The sequence below is a fragment of the Kutzneria viridogrisea DSM 43870 genome (assembly GCF_000525635.1).
Classification (GTDB): domain Bacteria; phylum Actinomycetota; class Actinomycetes; order Mycobacteriales; family Pseudonocardiaceae; genus Kutzneria; species Kutzneria viridogrisea.
Genome location: NZ_CP007155.1, coordinates 1,244,594 through 1,261,748 on the forward strand (window position 1 = coordinate 1,244,594; position 17,155 = coordinate 1,261,748).

Annotated in this window: 14 protein-coding genes; 5 read left to right on the top strand and 9 right to left on the bottom strand. The window is 72.0% G+C overall.

Going from position 1 to position 17,155, the window contains the following annotated elements; all coding sequences use genetic code 11:
• Nucleotides 1–5: 5 nt before the first annotated feature.
• The 6 genes from KALB_RS05810 to KALB_RS05830 all read right to left on the bottom strand — a co-directional run bounded on the left by KALB_RS05810 (nucleotide 6) and on the right by KALB_RS05830 (nucleotide 7,248).
• Complete coding sequence (locus KALB_RS05810) at nucleotides 6–2,933, bottom strand: helix-turn-helix transcriptional regulator (protein WP_042220267.1); 2,928 nt, start codon at nucleotides 2,931–2,933, stop codon at nucleotides 6–8.
• 35 nt (nucleotides 2,934–2,968) lie between these two features.
• A complete protein-coding gene (locus KALB_RS49760; protein ID WP_268872238.1) occupies nucleotides 2,969–3,094 on the bottom strand; it encodes a hypothetical protein in 126 nt (41 codons plus the stop codon).
• Nucleotides 3,095–3,201: 107 nt separating this feature from the next.
• Nucleotides 3,202–5,124: a GTP-binding protein gene (locus KALB_RS05815; RefSeq protein WP_035971140.1), complete on the bottom strand. Its 1,923-nt coding sequence runs from the start codon at nucleotides 5,122–5,124 to the stop codon at nucleotides 3,202–3,204.
• A gap of 121 nt (nucleotides 5,125–5,245) precedes the next feature.
• Nucleotides 5,246–5,665, bottom strand: a complete 420-nt coding sequence (locus KALB_RS47480; protein ID WP_025354784.1) for a lipocalin-like domain-containing protein — start codon at nucleotides 5,663–5,665, stop codon at nucleotides 5,246–5,248.
• Nucleotides 5,665–6,846 carry an MAB_1171c family putative transporter gene (locus KALB_RS47485; RefSeq protein ID WP_052360433.1) on the bottom strand — a complete coding sequence of 394 codons (1,182 nt, stop codon included), beginning with the start codon at nucleotides 6,844–6,846 and terminating at the stop codon, nucleotides 5,665–5,667. Before KALB_RS47485 ends, KALB_RS47480 begins: the two co-directional genes overlap by 1 nt.
• A gap of 27 nt (nucleotides 6,847–6,873) precedes the next feature.
• Nucleotides 6,874–7,248, bottom strand: a complete 375-nt coding sequence (locus KALB_RS05830; RefSeq protein ID WP_148309366.1) for a hypothetical protein — start codon at nucleotides 7,246–7,248, stop codon at nucleotides 6,874–6,876.
• Between the two features lie 240 nt (nucleotides 7,249–7,488).
• On the opposite strand from KALB_RS05830, the gene KALB_RS05835 reads away from it, so the two are divergent.
• Nucleotides 7,489–7,839 (top strand): hypothetical protein, encoded by a 351-nt coding sequence (locus KALB_RS05835; protein WP_025354787.1) that lies wholly within the window; start codon nucleotides 7,489–7,491, stop codon nucleotides 7,837–7,839.
• Between the two features lie 41 nt (nucleotides 7,840–7,880).
• Here the strand turns inward: KALB_RS05835 and KALB_RS05840 are convergent, their stop codons facing one another.
• The 3 genes from KALB_RS05840 to KALB_RS05850 form a co-directional block, all read right to left on the bottom strand.
• Nucleotides 7,881–9,233 (bottom strand): chitinase, encoded by a 1,353-nt coding sequence (locus tag KALB_RS05840; protein WP_025354788.1) that lies wholly within the window; start codon nucleotides 9,231–9,233, stop codon nucleotides 7,881–7,883.
• 63 nt (nucleotides 9,234–9,296) lie between these two features.
• On the bottom strand, nucleotides 9,297–10,523 hold the full coding sequence (locus KALB_RS05845; protein WP_030108784.1) for a glycoside hydrolase family 16 protein: 1,227 nt from the start codon (nucleotides 10,521–10,523) through the stop codon (nucleotides 9,297–9,299).
• 231 nt (nucleotides 10,524–10,754) lie between these two features.
• Nucleotides 10,755–11,975, bottom strand: coding sequence for an ROK family transcriptional regulator (locus KALB_RS05850; RefSeq protein ID WP_025354790.1), 1,221 nt, complete (start codon nucleotides 11,973–11,975; stop codon nucleotides 10,755–10,757).
• Nucleotides 11,976–12,101: 126 nt separating this feature from the next.
• Here KALB_RS05850 and KALB_RS05855 point away from each other — a divergent pair, with 126 nt between their 5' ends.
• The 4 genes from KALB_RS05855 to KALB_RS05870 all read left to right on the top strand — a co-directional run bounded on the left by KALB_RS05855 (nucleotide 12,102) and on the right by KALB_RS05870 (nucleotide 17,128).
• On the top strand, nucleotides 12,102–13,301 hold the full coding sequence (locus KALB_RS05855) for an ROK family transcriptional regulator (RefSeq protein WP_025354791.1): 1,200 nt from the start codon (nucleotides 12,102–12,104) through the stop codon (nucleotides 13,299–13,301).
• Between the two features lie 781 nt (nucleotides 13,302–14,082).
• Nucleotides 14,083–15,501: an aldehyde dehydrogenase family protein gene (locus tag KALB_RS05860; protein WP_025354792.1), complete on the top strand. Its 1,419-nt coding sequence runs from the start codon at nucleotides 14,083–14,085 to the stop codon at nucleotides 15,499–15,501.
• A complete protein-coding gene (locus tag KALB_RS05865; protein WP_236650184.1) occupies nucleotides 15,498–16,136 on the top strand; it encodes a ThuA domain-containing protein in 639 nt (212 codons plus the stop codon). The genes KALB_RS05860 and KALB_RS05865 overlap by 4 nt, the downstream gene beginning before the upstream one ends.
• Complete coding sequence (locus KALB_RS05870) at nucleotides 16,133–17,128, top strand: hydroxyacid dehydrogenase (RefSeq protein WP_201771884.1); 996 nt, start codon at nucleotides 16,133–16,135, stop codon at nucleotides 17,126–17,128. The genes KALB_RS05865 and KALB_RS05870 overlap by 4 nt, the downstream gene beginning before the upstream one ends.
• Nucleotides 17,129–17,155 lie beyond the last annotated feature (27 nt).

Here is a 17,155-nt window from a genome sequence, read left to right on the forward strand (position 1 = left end):
AATCCTCAGCTCAGCAGCCCGCGGTCGTAGGCCAGGGACACGGCCTCGGTGCGGCTGCTCGCGCCCAGTTTGGCCATGACCCGTGACAGGTGCACGCTGGCGGTCTTCTCGCTGATGTAGAGCTGGGCGCCGACTTGGCGGTTGGTGAGCCCGTTGGCGACAAGTTCCAGCACGGAGCGCTCACGGGGCGTCAACGTGCTGGGCGGCTCGGGCGGTGCCTCCTGCTCGGACAGCGTGATGCGGGCGCGCTTGGCCAGCGCGGTGATGGCGGCCCGCAGCGGTTCGGTGCCCAGGTCGACGGCCGTGTCGTGGGCCTGGCGCAGCACTTGCACGGCTTGCGGACGGTCGCCGCGGGCGAGCAGCGCGGTCGCGAGCCGCCACTGCGCGAGGGCCCGCCAGTACGGCATGCGCTGCGACTCATGTACGGCCACCTGCCACAGCGCGGGTTCGTCGTGCCCGTGCAGGCGGCTCGTCTCGGCCGCCACCCTGGCCTTCATGGCCCGGGCCTCGGGCGCGCGCTGCTCGAAGCTGAGGTGCCCGTCGGTCGGCCAGTGGCTGTGCAGTTGCGGCATGGTCAGGAACTGCTCACCCGCGCTGACCGCCCGGTCCAGGGTGGCGTGGTCGCGGCGGCGGCGCGCCCGCTCGGCCACGTCGGCCATGGCGGACACGCCGATGCAGGCGATCCACAGCGCGTTGGGCACCTCCATCCTGGCCTGGGCCGCGAGCCAGTTCATCGCCTCTCGGGCTCGTTCGACGGCCCGTTCGGGCTCGTTGCGCCACAGTGCGGCCTCAGCCGCGGCGATGGCGGTGGTGGTCCGGGTCAGCGCGTCCCTGGAGTGCTCCTCCAACCCGCGCACCGTGGCGTCCAACTGCTCGAACTCACCCTGGGCGGCCAGCACGCACAACGTCGAGGCGCGCACTCGTGCCGCGGCCAGCGGCGGCGCCTCGGTGACCTGGGCCGCGGCCCTCGCACCGGCCCAGTCCCCGATGAGGAACCGGACCCAGGCCAGCCCGCAGCGGGCCCGCACCCCGCCGTCGGCCCAGGGCAGCCCGATCTCACCCGCGCGACGGCAGGCCAGTTCCAGCTCGGCGACCGACTCCGCGATCCGGTCCTGGAAGAACAGGTTGATCGACATGTTCAGCCGGGCCCGGTACTCCACCTGGTACGCGCCGATCCCCACGGCCCTGCGGATCGCGCGCTGGCAAAGCTGGATCGCCTCGCCGGTGCGGCCCTCCCACTCGGCGAACACGGCCAGCGTGATGGTGGCGTCGGCCTCCACCGCGCTCGCGCCCACCCGCCGGGCGTCGGCCAGCGCGGCCTCGGCGCAGACCCGCAGCTCGTCCACGGTCAGCCCGTGCTCGGCGGTCCACACCCACACCCTGGCCCGCAGCGCGAGCACCTTGGCCCGCGCCGCGCTGGGCGGCCGGTCGCGGACCAGTTCCCAGGCCTCGTCCACCACCGTGGACACCTCGGAGCCGTACACGTTGAGCGGCAACAGGGTCGTCGCCAACTGGTGCCGCGCGTAGGCCCGCGACTCGGGTGCGGCCGTGGCGTCCGCTTTGGCCACGGCGGTCCTGGCGTACGCGGCGGCCCGTTCCGGTTCGCCCGCCGCGGAGGCCATCACCGAGGCCGTCCACAGCAGGGACAGCTCCGCGGACCCGGTCAACAGCTCGGGATCGGGCACCACGTCCCACAGCTGCAAGGCCTGCTCCAGGTGCCGCAGTGCCTCGCTGGGCGCGCGCATCTCACTGGCCTGGTTGGCCGCGCGCACCGAGGCGACCAGCGCGGTGGGCAGGTCGTGGCTGCGCATGCTGTGGTGGGCCAGCGCAGCCGAGGCGCCCTCGGCCTCCGCGACGCGCGCGTAGCCCGCGTGCACCCGGACCCGCTCACCGGGCAGCAGATCCCCGTACACCGTCTCGCGCAGCAGGGCGTGCCGGAACGCGTAACCGTCCCGATCGGACACCAACACGTTGTGCTGCACCGACTCCTGCAGCGCCTCCTCCAGTTCCGCCTCGGGCAGCCCGGACACGGCGTGCAGGGTGGTGTGCGCCACCGACCGCCCGGCGCCGGCGGCCACGCGGATCACCCGGCGGGCGGGTTGGCTCAACCGCTCCACCCTGGCCAGCAGCAGCTCGGCCAGCCCGGTCGGCACCCCGCCCCCGGCACCGTAGACGGCGGTCAGCTCCTCGCAGAAGAAGGCGTTGCCCTCGGAGCGCTCCACGATGCCGCGCACGGCCTGCTCGGGCAGCGCCCCGTCGGTCAGCGCGGACACGAACGCGCCCGCCTCGGCCTCGTCGAACGGGGCGAGCTCGATCCGGTCCACAGTGGACAGACGGCTCAGCTCGGCGAGCACCGGCCGCAGCGGGTGCCTGCGGTGCAGGTCCTCAGCCCGGTAGGTGGCCAGCACCAGCACTCGCTGCGCGTCCAACCGGGACAGCAGGAACCGCACCAGGTCGCGGGTGGAGGCGTCGGCCCAGTGCAGGTCCTCCAGCGCCAGCAGCAGTCCGCGCTCCCCGGCCAGCTCACCCAGCAGGCCGTGCACCGCGTCGAACAGGCGCAACTGCTCCATGGCCTGGTCGGCGCCGGTCCGCCCGTCGGGCGCGGCCAGCCCGGGCAGCAGCCTGCCCAGCACCGGCCGCTGCCGCAGGGACTGCGCGTGCTCCTCGTCCAGCCCGCTCAGCGCCTCCACGAACGGCAGGTAGGGCAGGCCCACCTCGCCCACGTCCAGGCAGCGCCCGGTGAGCACGGCCATGCCGCGCGACCGGGCGTGCTCCACCAGTTCGGCGAGCAGCCTCGACTTGCCAACGCCCGCGTCGCCGGAGATCAGCACGGCCCCCGCCTGGCCGGTGCCCGCCGCGGTCAGCGCCGCGTGCAGGCGATCCAGCTCGGCACGGCGTCCGACCAGCGGGACTCCGGATCCGAGGCGGGGCACACCCCATGGTGGCACACCCAGGGTGACCGGACCGGTCAGTTTCCCGAACCGCGGCGCAGCCACCAGCGCTGCTTCGCCCTCGGCTTACGGGCCTGCCGCTCGATGGCCGCGGCCTGCCTTCGTTCCTGCTGGACCTGCTTGACGTAGATGTCCTGGCTCACGATATTCCCCCACACGGTCTTGTCCTCCGAATGTCGTGCGATCAGATTCGTGCTGAGGCCCCCTGCGCCGCAGTGGGCAGTCACGCAGTGCAGCGGTGTAAGGGCCCTTACCCGCGGCCGAACGTGTGCAGCAGGTATTCGCCGCGGTCCAGCGGGTTGGCGCCGGTGCGCGGGCGGTGCGGCGCCGGTCCGCGGTAAGGCCGGTGCCCGTGGAACCGGCTCAGCACCACGCCCTCGCCACGGGTCAGCGCGGGCACGCGCTGCTCGAGCCCGTGCACGGCGCTGGTGGGCAACACCCCGCCGATCACGCAGGTCGCCGCGCGGATCCTGGAGTCGCGGACCTGCGCCCCGCACTCGGCGAGCGCGAGCAGCACGGGGTTGGCGCAGTCGGCGGGCACCTCGGCCTCGAACTCGTCCAGCGGTTCCAGCACGGTGGTGCCCGCCTGGCGCAGGGCCTGCATCAGCACCAGCGGCGTGAGCTTGCGGAAGTCCCCGGCGGCGCTGATCGGGCTGGCGTAGCCGGTGCGGGTGAGCGTGACGGCGCAGTCCACGACCTCCCAGCCGTGCAGGCCCTGCCGCAGCGTGTCCCGCACCGACTCCTCGATCGCCTTGTGGAAGGCCAGCGGCAGGCCGCCGAGCTCCACCGCGCGCTGGAAGCTCACGCCGGAACCGGGCGGCGCGGGCTGCACGCGCAGCCCAACCGTGGCGTAGAACAGCAGCCGCCCGCTGAAGTCCATCTCCTCCACGGCCTCGCCCACGCCCACCGGCCGCTCCACGAACACGGTGCTGGTCGGCTCGAACTCCGCGAGCACGCCGAAGGTCTCGGCGAGCGTGTCGGCGATGACCTCCTTCTGCACCTCCCCGTACAGCCGCACCGACATCTCCCCGTCCGCGTGCCGGCTCAGGTTGATCAGCGGGTCCTGCTCGGCGAGCTGCCGCAGCGCCTCGTGCAGCGCCGCCCGGTCCGGCGCCCGCACCACGGTCTCCAGCCTGGGCGGCGCGAAGAAGCCCCCGGCGGGCAGCGGCTCGGCCGAACCCAGCTGGTCGCCGACCCGCACCTCGCGCAGGCCGCGCACCTTGGCGATGCGCCCCGGCCCGGCCTCGGCGGGCACCGTGGCGGCGCCGTGCTCGAACACCTCCACCCCGGTGACCCGGCCGGTCAGTTCCAGCACCGCGCCGGACGGGTCGCGGCGGTGCAGCGGCACCACCGAGCGCGCCCGCAGCACACCGGTGTGTACCCGGGCGTAGGCCACCTTCTCCCCGGCACGGCCCCGTTCGACCTTGAACACGCTGGCGCGCAGCGCGTCCGTCGTGGGCTCCTGAGGCCGCAGCAGCCGGAGCACCCCGTCGACCAGCTCGGCCACGCCCACCCCGGTGACCGCCGACCCGAAGTACACCGGGCTGGCCCCGCGCAGCGCCCGCAGGCAGTCCTGCTCGCTGACCCGCACCGGATCGTCCACATAGGACGCGAGTAGCCGCTCGTCGGCGAGTGCCAGCTGTTCGAGGAACTCCTTGTCATGCCAGGAGAACCGCCGCACCGAGGCGTCACGGGTGCCGAGCCCGGACACCGAGTTCATGGCCACGCAGTCCAGGCCCAGCAGTTCGCGCAGTTCCGCGAGCACCTGCTCGTACCGTGCCCCGGCGCGGTCCACCTTGTTCACGAACACGATCACGGGCGTGCCGAGCCCACGCAGGGTGCGCATCAGCACGCGGGTCTGCGCCTGCACACCCTCCACCGCCGACACCACGAGCACGGCGCCGTCCAGCACGCGCAGCGCCCGTTCGACCTCGGCGACGAAGTCGGAGTGCCCGGGGGTGTCGATCAGGTTGACGCGCTGCCCGCGCACGGTGAAGGAGACCACCGCGGACTGGATGGTGATGCCGCGGCGGCGCTCCAGCTCGAGCGAGTCGGTCTGCGTGCTGCCCGCGTCCACGCTGCCGAGCCGGTCGATGACGCCCGCGTGCAGCAGCAGGCGTTCGGTCAGGCTGGTCTTACCGGCGTCGACATGGGCCAGAATTCCGATGTTCAAGAGGGATCCTCGGGGGAGCGACCGTCAGTTGCGCTTCTACCTCGACGGTCTTTCCCCGCATGTCGGACTCCTCTTCGCAGCCAGTGTCGCGGCGCACGCTAGCAGCGCCCGCCGCGGGCGGTCACCCGGTTTTCGCCACCCTGCGCCAGACCAGGGTGGACCGGTTGCCGTCCACCGCGGGCGTGCGCAGGGTGAGCAGGTCCCCGTCCAGCTCCGGCTCGCGCCACTGTTCGGTGCCCACCCAGTTCGGGAACGAGCTGACCTCGATGCGGTGGAAGACCTTGTCCCCGGTGAACTCGTAGCTGCCCGCGTAGCTGAAGTAGGTCTCCATCGCGGCGGACTTCTCCTCGGTGCTGCCCGCGCGCTGGCTGGTCCCGGCGAAGTGCGGACGCCCGCCGTGGCTCAGGTGCACCGACATCCAGCCGTCCTCGGTGTAGACCAGCATGCCGCTGGGGTCCTCGCCCATCGGGTAGGACACCGCGTTGCCCTGCTCGTCGCGCACGGCGAAGGACTCCAACCGCCAGGTTCCGGCGACCGACACTAGTTGCTCCTGTCCAACGGGGACCGCGCGTAGGCCCGGGACACCCGCACCAGCCAGGCGATCTCGGCGCGCAGGTCCGTGCCCTCGTCCTCGGCAGCGTATCCGTCGGCGGCCACCTGCTGCCCGGCCGCGCGGGCCCGCAGCGCCGCCGTCAGCTGGGCGGCCCGCACCGCGGCGCGCAACCGGTCCCCGCTCAGCCCGGCCCGCTGCCCGCGCTCGGTCAGCTCCTCGGCCTGCTCCGCGCTCATGTACGGCCGCAGCACCAGCCAGCCGTCCCGGATCTCGATCACCCTGCGGTACAGCTCGTAGTGCAGCTCACCCAGCTGCCCGGTGGGCGGGTCCAGCACCACCTGGGGCACGGCCGCGCTGACGTCGCGCCACAGCGGGTACAGGCTGCGGTGGGCGCGGTAGTCGGCCAGCCAGGAGCCCAGCCGGGCCAGCCGCTCACCCCAGGAGGGGATGGTCAGCCCGATCACGATCAGCGGCATGCCGATACCGGTCGCGACTGGCGTGAGGAACTCCCAGTTCAGCGGCTCCAGGTTCAGCGGGGCGGCCACCGCCGCGGACAGTCGGTTGGCGTAGTAGCCCAGGTAGACCACCGAGCCCAGGGCGATCAGCCGCAGCCCCGCGCGCAGCCAGCGGTCCCCGATGCGGCGCGCGTAGCCCACGGCCAGCCGGGTGGTCTCCACCAGCGCCACGGCCGCGGACACCACGTAGAGCAGCAGGTAGGCGACCACCACCGGCCGGTCGGCGTTGTCCACCAGGAAGTGCACCGACCGGGCACCCACGCCCACCTCGGCGGTCAGCCACAGGCCGACCATCGACACCAGCACGGCCAGCGCCGCGAGCAGGATCCAGCGGGACCGGCGGGCCGCCACCTCCGGCGGGTGCAGCCAGTGCGCGACCACCACCAGCATGGCGGCCCCGAACAGCGGCCCGCCGAAGCTGTGGATGCCCAGCGCGGCCAGGTTGGGCACACCCGTGGTGGCGTCCACCCAGGCCGAGACGGCCGCGATGGACAGCGTGAAGGCCACCGCCTTGAACACCAGCGCCGCGAGCAGCGCGACCAGGGCGGAGTCCCGGCGCGCGGTGAACAGCGCGGGCAGCTTGTAGCCGAACGCCGCCACGCACAGACCTGCGCTGACCGGGAACGAGATGTCCTTCAGATCGGTCACGGCCACACGAGCAGAGTAGTGCGCGCCCGTGGTTCAGCGTGCGTCCTTCTCGTCCTGCACCGAGTACTCGCAGCTGAGTTCCCCGCCCCGGACCGTGCTCCGCACCACCTCCCTGCCGTCCACCAGTAATCGGCAGGTCGCGTCCTCGGGCACCCCGGTGGCCAGCAGGGTGAAGAACCCGAACCCGGTGCGGGCCCGCGCCGACCACGGCAGGTCCCCACTGCTGGGCTTGCTCTCGACCTGCCCGGGCCAGGTCAGGTCGATGCGCGCGGCCTTGCCCGTGCCGGTGATCTCGGTGCGCAGGTCGTACTCGTGCGGGAACATGCCGAAGCCGTCGGTGGCGAAGCTGGCCGCGCCGAAGAGCACCACGACCACGGTCGTGATGGCGGTGGACACCCAGATGCGCATGTACTCACGGTAGGCGCGCGGTCCGTGCCAGTGCGTCATACCCCGGTACGACCCGACGCGTCCCTCTCGCGGGGGAGACGACGATCGGGTGAACCCGGTGGAAAAATGCTAACGAACCCTCGCCGTGTCCCGTGAGCCTGCCGGAAATCTGGGCTTCCACCTGCGGATGCCTGGTGGCCACCTCCGGGCAGCACGCTGTGCGCCCTCTGCCCGGTTGTACACCGACACGGGGGTCTTGCCGTGGCCACACCCCGCTTCCAGCTCTTCGCCAGCGACAGCGCGGTGAGCTGGCGCTTCATGTCCGCCAACAACAGGGACCTCGGCCACGCGGCCTTCGCCTTTCCCGACGTGGACTCCTGCACCGCGGCGATTCGCCTGCTGTGCGACCACATCGCCTCGGCCGTCAGCACGACCGTGCGTGCCGGGCCGAGGCACTGGGCGTGGCGGCTGCGGGTGGGCGGTGTGGACCGCGCCGTGTCCAGCCGGTACTACGAACGCCGGGTCGAGGCGCACAACTCCTGCCGCTCGTTCCAGGAACTGGTCCGCGCGGCCGGGAGACCCGAGCTGTGCCAGATGCTGCGGTGGCGGTGACCGGTCGGCGGCGCGGCTGGGACCGCGCCGCCGACCGGGTCTCACCCGGTGTACTGCGCGAAGATCCGGGTGAAGTCCCACGCCTGCTGGCCGACCCCGGAGCAGGTGTCGTCGTTGGGGTAGGACCCGCCGCACGGGCGGTCCCGGTTGACCGACCAGAAGGTCAGCCGGGCCAGGTGGTGATGCTGGGCGTAACCGAGGATTGCTCGGAAGTTGTCCGGGCTGACGTTCTCGTTGTTGTCGGTGATGCCGTTCATCGAGGAGATGCCGCTGTGCCGGTACGCCTGGTCGTCGGTGTAGCCGTAGGCGTCGCGCACGGTGTTCTTCAGGCCCTCGGCGGCGCGCTGGGTCAGCGTGGCCATGTTCTGGCCCGCGCCGCCGAAGTCGAAGGGCATGATCGTCCAGCCGTCCACGGTGAGCCCGGAGGCCGCCGCCCTGCCGATCATGCTGCCGTCCGGGCCGCCCTGGTCGCTGGGGAAGGTCACGTACTCGGTGATGCCGGGGTTGTTCGCGCGCACGATCTTGAGCGCGTCGATCACCCGCTGCTGGATCGTGCCGTTGTTGTAGGTCCCGCCCTCGATGTCGATGTCGATCGCCTTGAGCCCGTAGGCGTTGATCACCTTCTGGTACGCCCCGGCCAGCTCGTTCGCGCTGCCGCAGGAGGACTCCAGGTTCGTGCCGCTGGCCCCGCCGAAGGAGGGCAGCACGTCACCGCCCGCCGAGCGCACCGCGTTCACCGTGCCCTGGTCCACCCCGCCGGTCAGCGGACGGCCGCCGTCCCAGGCCGGGGCGCAGTAGCCGTTGCTGAGCACGAAGGCCATCGTGAACCACTTGACCCCGGTGGCCGACATGATCGTGCGCGGGTCGGGCGGGCTGCCCCAGCCGTTGTAGTAGTACGGCGCCACGGCCATGCCCGAGCTGCCCGACGGCGGCGGGGTGGTCCCGCTCGGGGGTTGCCACTGCTGGTTGGCCGATCCCGTGCAGTCCCACAGTTGCAGGGCCGTGCCGTTGGCGGAGCTGTTGCCGGTCGCGTCCAGGCACTTGCCCAGTGCCCGCAGGGTGTTGCCGGACACCGTCCACTGCTGTGCCGCGGACCCGTTGCACTCGTAGAGCTGGACCTTCGTGCCGTTCGCGGAGTTGGCGCTGGCCACGTCCAGGCACTTGCCCAGCGCGCGTAAGGTGTTGCCGCTCAAGGTCCACTGCTGGGCGTTGGTGCCGTTGCAGTCGTAGAGCTGCACGGCGGTCCCGTTGGCGTTGCTGGCGCTGGCCACGTCCACGCACTTGCCCGCGAGCCCGGTGATCGGGCCGGTCGCGTCGGCACCGAGTGCGGGCACGGCGGCCATCGCCAGCGTGCCGAGCGCGCCGCTGAACAGCGCGATCGTCCTCTTCAACATGATGTCTCCTCGCGGTCTGCGCGGATCAGGGCGCGCGTCATCGCCGAACCGGACTTCACGTGCTCAGGCCGAAACGGTCCACTTCTGGTTGGCGCTGCCGGCACAGTCCCAGAGCTGTAAGGCCGTGCCGTTGGCGGAGCTGTTGCCGGTCGCGTCCAGGCACTTGCCCAGCGCGCGGATCGTGCCGTCACCGGGCCGCGTCCACTGCTGTGCCGCGGACCCGTTGCAGTCGTAGAGCTGGACCTTCGTGCCGTTCGCGGAGTTGGCACCGGCCGCGTCCAGGCACTTGCCCAGCGCCTGGATGCTGGAGCCCGAGGTGGTCCACTGCTGGGCGTTGGTGCCGTTGCAGTCGTAGAGCTGCACGGCGGTCCCGTTGGCGTTGCTGGCGCTGGCCACGTCCACGCACTTGCCGCCGAGGCCGGTGATCCGCCCGCCGCCACCGCCGCCGGAGTTGCTGGTCGTCACGTGCACGTAGTCGACCACCAGCCGCGCGGGGAACTGTGTGTTGCCGTCGGGGTTGCCCGGCCAGTAGCCGCCGACCGCCAGGTTGAGGATGATGAAGAACGGGTGGTTGAACACCCACTGCTTGCCCGCGACGTCGGCGGGGGTCCTGGTCTGGTAGACGTTGCCGTCCACCGACCAGCTGATCCGGTCGGGGGCCCAGTCGATGGCGAAGGTGTGGAAGCCGTCGGCGAACGCCTGTCCGCCGGGCAGGCCGTAGCCCGCGCCGACCCCGCCGGAACCGGAGTAGCCGGGGCCGTGGATCGTGCCGTGCACGGTGCCCGGCTCGAAGCCGACGTTCTCCATGATGTCGATCTCGCCGCTGTTCGGCCAGCCCACGCTGCCGATGTTGTCGCCGAGCATCCAGAACGCGGGCCACATGCCCTGCCCGCGCGGGACCTGCATGCGCGCCTCGACGTGCCCGTATGCCTGGGTGAACCGGCCAGTGGTGTTCAGCCGGGCGGAGGTGTACTGGCAGTAGCCGTACCAGCAGTTGTTGTTGCCGGGGTTCTCCTTCTTCGCGGTGATCACCAGGTGGCCCTGGCCGTCCAGCGCGGCGTTGGCCGAACCCGAGGTGTACCACTGAAGTTCGTGGTTGTTGACGTTGTCCCCGGTCTCGTACTGCCACTTGCCGCCGTCGGCGGGGCTGCCCGCGGGACCGTCGAAGTCGTCGGTGAAGCTGGCCGCCGAGGGGGCGGCGGCCACGGTCTGGACGGGCAGGGTCGCGCCCAGTACGGCCAGTGCCGCCACCGCCAGCGCGGTGAGGGCTCGGGTGGATCGTGTTGACATCGTGCTCGCCTCTCGTGCAGGGGAACGAGAAACGCCACTGAGGCGGCGGCCAGCGGGTGGCCAGCGGCGTGCTGCGACCGGTGCCCTGGCGGAGGGCTGTGACGCGGCCGAAGGGGCACCAGTATGCGAGGTCTAGACCAGGTCGGCAAGACTTCGCACCGAGTCTCTCCCGGCTACGTACACGACATGATTTTAGACTCAAGAAAAGTGCTTGGCTAGAGCTGGCTGCGCTCAGGCGGCCCGGCGCCTCGGCCGGAAGTCGGCACCCTGCTCCAGCAGGGCCGCCACCGGCAGGGTGGCCGCACCGACCGCCACCGCGTCCGGGCCCAGTTGGCACAGCTCGATCGAGGTCTGGCTGTACGGCTCGCGCAGCGCGTGCGCCAGTGTGGCCCGCCGGATCTCCGGCAGCAGGTGCGCGCCCAGCTTCAGCCCGGCCCAGCCGCCGAGCACGATGCGCTCCGGGTTGAACAGGTTGATCAGGTTGGCGATGCCCGAGCCCAGGTAGCCCGCGGTCTCCTCAAGCACCTTGGCCGCGGCCTTCGACCGGCCCGCCGCGGTGATCAGCGCGTCCAGCCCGGACTGCTCGTCCTGCTCGGCCACCCGCCCGCCCCGGCCACGCCGGTAGCGGTCCAGCACGCCCTCCGCGCCGACGTAGGCCTCCAGGCAGCCCAGCGCCCCGCAGCGGCAGGCCCGCCCGCCGTAGCTGATCGTCGTGTGCCCCCACTCGCCCGCGCTGGAGGTCGCTCCCCGGTAGCTGGCCCCGTCGGTGATCACCGCGGCGCCCACGCCCGAGCCGATCAGCGCGATCACCGCGTGCCGCGCGCCCCGGCCCGCGCCGAACCACATCTCCGCCTGGCCCAGGGTCTTCGCCCCGTTGTCCACGAACAGCGGCAGGTCGGTGCCCGCGGCGCGCAGCAGGTCGACCAGCGGCACCGAGTCCCAGCCGATGGTCTGCGCGTGCACCAGCACCGTGGGGCCCTGCTCCACGATGCCCGGCACGCCGATGCCCACGCCGAGCACGCTGCCCGGGTCCACCTCGGCGGTGCTGATCACCTCGTCCAGGCCGGTGGCGATCTCGGCGACCACGGCCGCCGGGTCCGGGTGGCTGGCGGGCAGCGGGTTGTCCACCGCGGCCAGCCGGTTCATCACCAGGTCGAACAGCTCCACCTTGACCCCGGTCTCGCCGAGGTCGATGCCGATCACGTGCGCGTAGCCGGGGTCGACCCGCAGCAGCACCCTGGGCCTGCCGCCGTCGGACTCCACCAGCCCGGCCTCCACCACCAGCCGGTCCTCGACCAGTTCCCCGGTGACGTTGCTGACCGTCGCCGCGCTCAACCCGGTGGTCCCGCTCAGCTCGTGCCTGCTCAGCGGGCCGTCGAAGTACAGCTTGGTGAGCAGCGTCGAGCGGTTGTGCCTGCGCAGGTCGCGTACCGTGGTGCGCTTCGGTTCCATCGGCCACCCATCGAACGGCTGTTGCTGGCCACAGGATGCACCAGCCACTAAATCTACGCCATAATTTAACTGGCCAACTAAGCGCTGCGCCCCTGCCGCCCGGCCGGACCCTGACAGGATCGACCCGTGACGCGAGCAGTCCAACAGACCACCCGAGACCTGCGCAGGCACAACCGGTCCGCGTTGCTGACCAGTCTGTACCTGCACGGTCAGCGCAGCAGGCTGGAACTGGTCGGCACCTCCGGGCTGAGTTCGGCCACGGTCAGCAACGTCATCTCCGACCTGATCGCCGACGGGGTGGTCGTGGAGGCGGGCTCGGTGGAGTCCGACGGCGGCAGGCCGCGCACCCTGCTGCGGGTCAACCCCGGTCACGGGCACGTGGTCGGCGTGGACATCGGCGAGACGCACATCGAGGTCGGGCTGTTCGACTGCACCCTGGACACCGTGGCGACGGCCACCTACCCGATCGCCTCCACCGGGCTCGAACCGGCTGAGGTGGCCCGGCTCGTGCGCACCGGCATCGACGCCGTGGCCGCGACCCCCGGCGTGGACCCGGCGCGCCTGCTGGGCATCGGTGTGGGCGTGCCCGGCTCCGTGCGGCCCGGCGGGGTGGTGCACGCGCCCACCTTCGGCTGGCGGCAGGTCCCGCTCGGGGACATGCTGGCGCCCGGCATCGCCGCCCCGCTGCACGTGGACAACTGCGCGCGGACCCTGGGGCAGGCCGAGATGTGGCGCGGCGCCGGACGGGGTGCCAACCGCGCGGTGGTCGCACTGCTGGGGGTCGGCGTGGGCGCCGCGCTGGCCACCGGGCTGGACGGTCAGCGCGGGTCGACCAGCACCACGGAGTGGGGGCACACCGTCGTGCAGGCCGGTGGCCTGCCCTGTCGCTGCGGCTCACGGGGTTGCCTGGAGGCCTACCTCGGCGCGGAGGGCATCCTCGCCCGGTACGCCGAACTGCCCGGCAGCACCCCGCTCACCGCGGCCGACACGGAGTCGCGGCTGCAGGAGCTGGCCGACCTGGCCACGGTGCCGGGACCGGCAGCCGAGGTGATCGCGTCCACCGCTGAGTACCTCGGGGTGGGCATCGCCAACCTGGTCAACCTGCTCACCCCGGACCGCGTGGTGCTCTCCGGCTGGGTCAGCCAGGTGCTCGGCGTGCGCATGATGCCCGGGGTGCTGGACGCCGCGCGACGGCACGCGCTGTCCTACCTGTTCGAGCAGACCCGCGTCGAGCTCGGCCAGCTCGGGCCCGAGGCGGTGGCACTGGGCGCGGCGACCCTGCCGATCAGCCAGTTCCTCGCCGAGGGCGGCGCCGTCCCGCGCTGACCCACCCACCGGCGAGTCCCGCTGTTTGGTGGCCGAGTCCCGCTCTGAGGTTCGCGAATCCCGCTGTCCAGCCTGCGAGTCCCGCGCTGGCGTGACCGAACCCGCCCTGTTGCGGCCGAGTCTCGCTGTCCGGTGCGCGAGTCCCGCCCTCCTGCCCGCGAGTCCCGTCCTGGGGCGTGCGAGTCCCGCTGTCTAGTGGTGAGTCCCGCTCTGCGGCGGTCGAGTCCCGCTCTGGGGTGTGCGAGTTCCGCTCTGAGGTCCGTGAGTCCCGCGTTGGCGTGGCCGAACCCGCCCTGCTTCGGGGCCGAGTCCCGCTGTCGGGCCCAGTAGTCCCGGCCTGCGGGCGCCGGCGTCCCGATCTCCGGTGCGCGAGACCCGCTTCGGCGTGACCGAACCCGTCCCGCGCTGAGTCCCGCCGTGCGTCGGTCTAGTCCCGCCTTGAGGTGCGCGAGTCCCGCGCTGCGGCAGTCGAGTCCCGGCTTCCTGGCCACGAGTCCCGTCCTGGGGTGTGCGGGTCCCGGCTTCCTGCCCACGAGTCCCGCCCCCGGGCGCCGAGTCCCACCCCGGCGTGATCGACCCAGCTCCCCAGCGGCCGAGACCTGCTCTGGGGCGTGCGAGTCCCGCTGCCTGGGTGCACCGCTCTCGGTAGCTGACCGTCGTTCTGGCGCGGCCGAGCTCCGCTCTGTGGCGGCGGGGCTCCGTTGCCGAACCCGCGTGTCCTGCTCGCCGCCATCCGGTCGGACCTGTTGACCGCTCGTTGTCTTCAGACTTAGCTTAAGTCATGGACAAAGTCGGTGACGGTCAGCTCTACCTCGACGGGGCCTTCTGTGCGGCGGAGTCCGGGCGGACCGGCCCGGTGCACGAGAAGGCCACCGGTCGGCAGATCGGCAGCTACGCGCTCGGTGGCGCGGACGACGTGGACCGAGCGGTGCGGGCGGCCCGCGCGGCGCAACCCGGCTGGGCGGCGCTGTCCGCCCCGCAGCGCGCGGGCCACCTGCGCGCGTTCGCGGAGGTCCTGCAGGCCCGCTACCCGGAACTGGTCGAGCAGAGCATCCGGGAGACCGGCGGGGTGCGGGCCAAGGCGGAGGACGAGGTCGGCACCAGCATCCGTCAGCTGCACATCTCCGCGGTGCAGGCCACCGAGAACGCCGGCGACATCCTGCCGCCTTACAAACAGGGCAAGCTCTCGCTGTCCCGCGCGGTGCCACTGGGCGTGCTCGGCCTGATCACCCCGTGGAACTACCCGATGAACCTGGCGATGCGGGCCGTTGCCCCCGGGCTGGCCTTCGGTAACACGGTAGTGCTCAAGCCAGCGGAGTTGACCCCGGTCATTGGCGGCCAGGTGCTCGCCGCCGCCGCGCACGAGGCGGGGCTGCCACCCGGGGTGTTCAACGTGGTCACCGGCGATGGCCCGGACGCGGGCCAGCCACTGGCCGCGCACCCAGGCCTGGACCTGATGGACTTCACCGGTTCGCGCGAGATCGGGCTGCGCATTGCCGCGCACGCCGCGCGAGACCTGCGGCCGATCCGCCTGGAACTGGGCGGCTCCAACGCCTTCCTCGTACTGGACGACGCCGACGTGGAGCTGGCGGCCTCCTGCGCGGTGATCGCCTCGCTGGAGTTCCAGGGGCAGACCTGCATCAGCGCCAGCAGGCACCTCGTGCACCGCGAGGTAGCCGACGCGTACCTGGAAGCGCTTACCGCACGGGCCAAGGCGCTGCGCGTGGGCGACCCGATGCTGGCCGAGACCGACCTTGGACCGCTGATCAGCGAGCGGCAGGTCCACCGCGTGCACCAGGAGATCGTGCTGCCCTCGGTGGCGCAGGGCGCCACAGTGCTCGCAGGCGCCGAGCACGAGGGGCTGTTCTACCAGCCCACGGTGCTGGCCGAGGTGACCCCGGAGATGCCCGTGTTCCGCGAGGAGGTCTTCGGGCCGGTCATCCCGGTAACGGTCGTGGGCAGCGAGCGGGAAGCAGTCGAGTTGGCAAACCGGCACCCCGCGCTGATGAACTCCGTGTTCAGCACGGACCTCATGCGCGGCATGGCGGTGGCCGAGCAGTTGCACGCCGGTGAGGTGCACGTCAACGACGCGCACGCCAGGCACGGCGCGGAGAACCAGATGCCGGGGTTCACCAGGCGCCAGTGGATCGGCGTGCAGCGCACACCACTGTCCATTCCGGACTGGGCGGCCCGCCGGTGAGCCGCGCGCTGATCGTGCGGGGCGGCTGGCCCGGCCACGTTCCGGTGGCGGCGACCGAACTGTTCCGGCAGGGCCTGCTCGACGCCGGGTTCGAGATCACCGTCTCGGACACGCTCGACGTGTACTGCCAGGAGGAACTGCTCGCTGACACGGACCTGATCGTGCAGTGCTGGTCGCAGGGCACGCTGACCGCACAGCAGTGCGCCGGGCTCACCGCCGCGGTGCACGCGGGAACCGGGTTCGCGGGCTGGCACGGCGGAGTGGTCGGGACCTTCACCGACAGCCGGGACTACCTGCGTATGGTCGGCGGCCTCTTCCTGCACCACCCCGAGGAGTTCGTCGAGTACCGGGTCCGCGTCGAACGAGCCCACGCGGATCACCCGATCGTCGCGGGACTGCCCGACTTCACGATCACCACCGAGCAGTACTGGATGCTCACCGACCCGAACAACGAGGTGCTCGCCAGCACCGAACTCGTCGAGTCCCGCAAGCCCGCGACCATGCCCGTGGTGTGGACCCGGCGGTGGGGCGCGGGCAAGGTCTTCTTCTCGGCGATCGGGCACCGGGTGGCCGACCTGTGCGACCCCGCGGTCCACGCGCTGACCCACCGCGGCCTGCTCTGGGCGAGCCGGTGAACACCGTCGTGCCCGCGATGGCGCCCTGGCTGCCCGCGAGGCTCTTCCCGAAGTCCACAATGGACCTACTGGCCGGGTTGGTCGACGACTGGACCCCGCTCACCGAGTTCGACTCGCCGCAGGCCCGCGCCCGCCTGGCTCCGGCCACCGTGCTGCTCACCTGCTGGGGCTGCCCGCGCATCGACGGCAAAGTGCTTGCGGCAGCACCGAAACTGCGCTCGGTCGTGCACGCGGCGGGGACAGTCAAATCCCATGTGGACGATGTTGTATTTGAGCGGGGCATCGTGGTGAGTTCGGCGGCACACGCCAACGCCGTGCCGGTGGCCGAGTACACCGTGGCGATGATCCTCAGCGCCAACAAGGGGATACCCGCTCTGTCGGTGGAGTACCGGCGCAGTCGGCACGACGTGGACGCGGTGCGGCGCTATCCGGAGGTGGGCAACTTCGGGCGCACGGTGGGCATCGTCGGCGCTTCGAAGATCGGCCGCCGGGTGCTCGGACTGCTCGCGCCGTTCGACCTGGACCTGGTGGTCAGCGACCCGTACCTGGGTCAGGCCGAGGCGGCGGCGCTGGGGGCGCGCCTGGTCGGGCTGGACGAGCTCTTCGTGGTCAGCGACGTGGTGTCCCTGCACGCGCCCGCGGTGGAACGCACCAGGGGCATGGTCGGTGCGGCGCGGCTGGCGGCCATGCGCACGGGCGCGACGCTGATCAACACCGCGCGCGGCTCCCTGGTGGACCAGCATGCGCTGGAGGCCGAGCTGTGCAGCGGGCGGATCTCCGCGGTGCTCGACGTGACCGAGCCGGAGGTGCCCGAACCGGACTCGCCGCTGTGGGAGCTGCCGAACGTGGTACTCACCCCGCACGTGGCCGGTGCCATGGGTACCGAGCTGGTCCGGTTGGGGCAGGCCGCCGCCGAGGAGGTGGTGCGCGTGGTGGGCGGGCGGCCACTGCGGCACCCGGTCGACCCGGACACCCTGGCCTGGACGGCCTGAAAGTCTGTGTTGACCAGGTGTTTCTAG

What these genes read in the sequence shown, in the direction of transcription:
- KALB_RS05850 (WP_025354790.1), bottom strand. Translation starts at nt 11,975, where the DNA reads ATGGAACCGAAGCGCACCACGGTACGCGACCTGCGCAGGCACAACCGC.
- KALB_RS05840 (WP_025354788.1), bottom strand. Translation starts at nt 9,233, where the DNA reads ATGTTGAAGAGGACGATCGCGCTGTTCAGCGGCGCGCTCGGCACGCTG.
- KALB_RS05860 (WP_025354792.1), top strand. Translation starts at nt 14,083, where the DNA reads ATGGACAAAGTCGGTGACGGTCAGCTCTACCTCGACGGGGCCTTCTGT.
- KALB_RS05845 (WP_030108784.1), bottom strand. Translation starts at nt 10,523, where the DNA reads ATGTCAACACGATCCACCCGAGCCCTCACCGCGCTGGCGGTGGCGGCA.
- KALB_RS05830 (WP_148309366.1), bottom strand. Translation starts at nt 7,248, where the DNA reads ATGCGCATCTGGGTGTCCACCGCCATCACGACCGTGGTCGTGGTGCTC.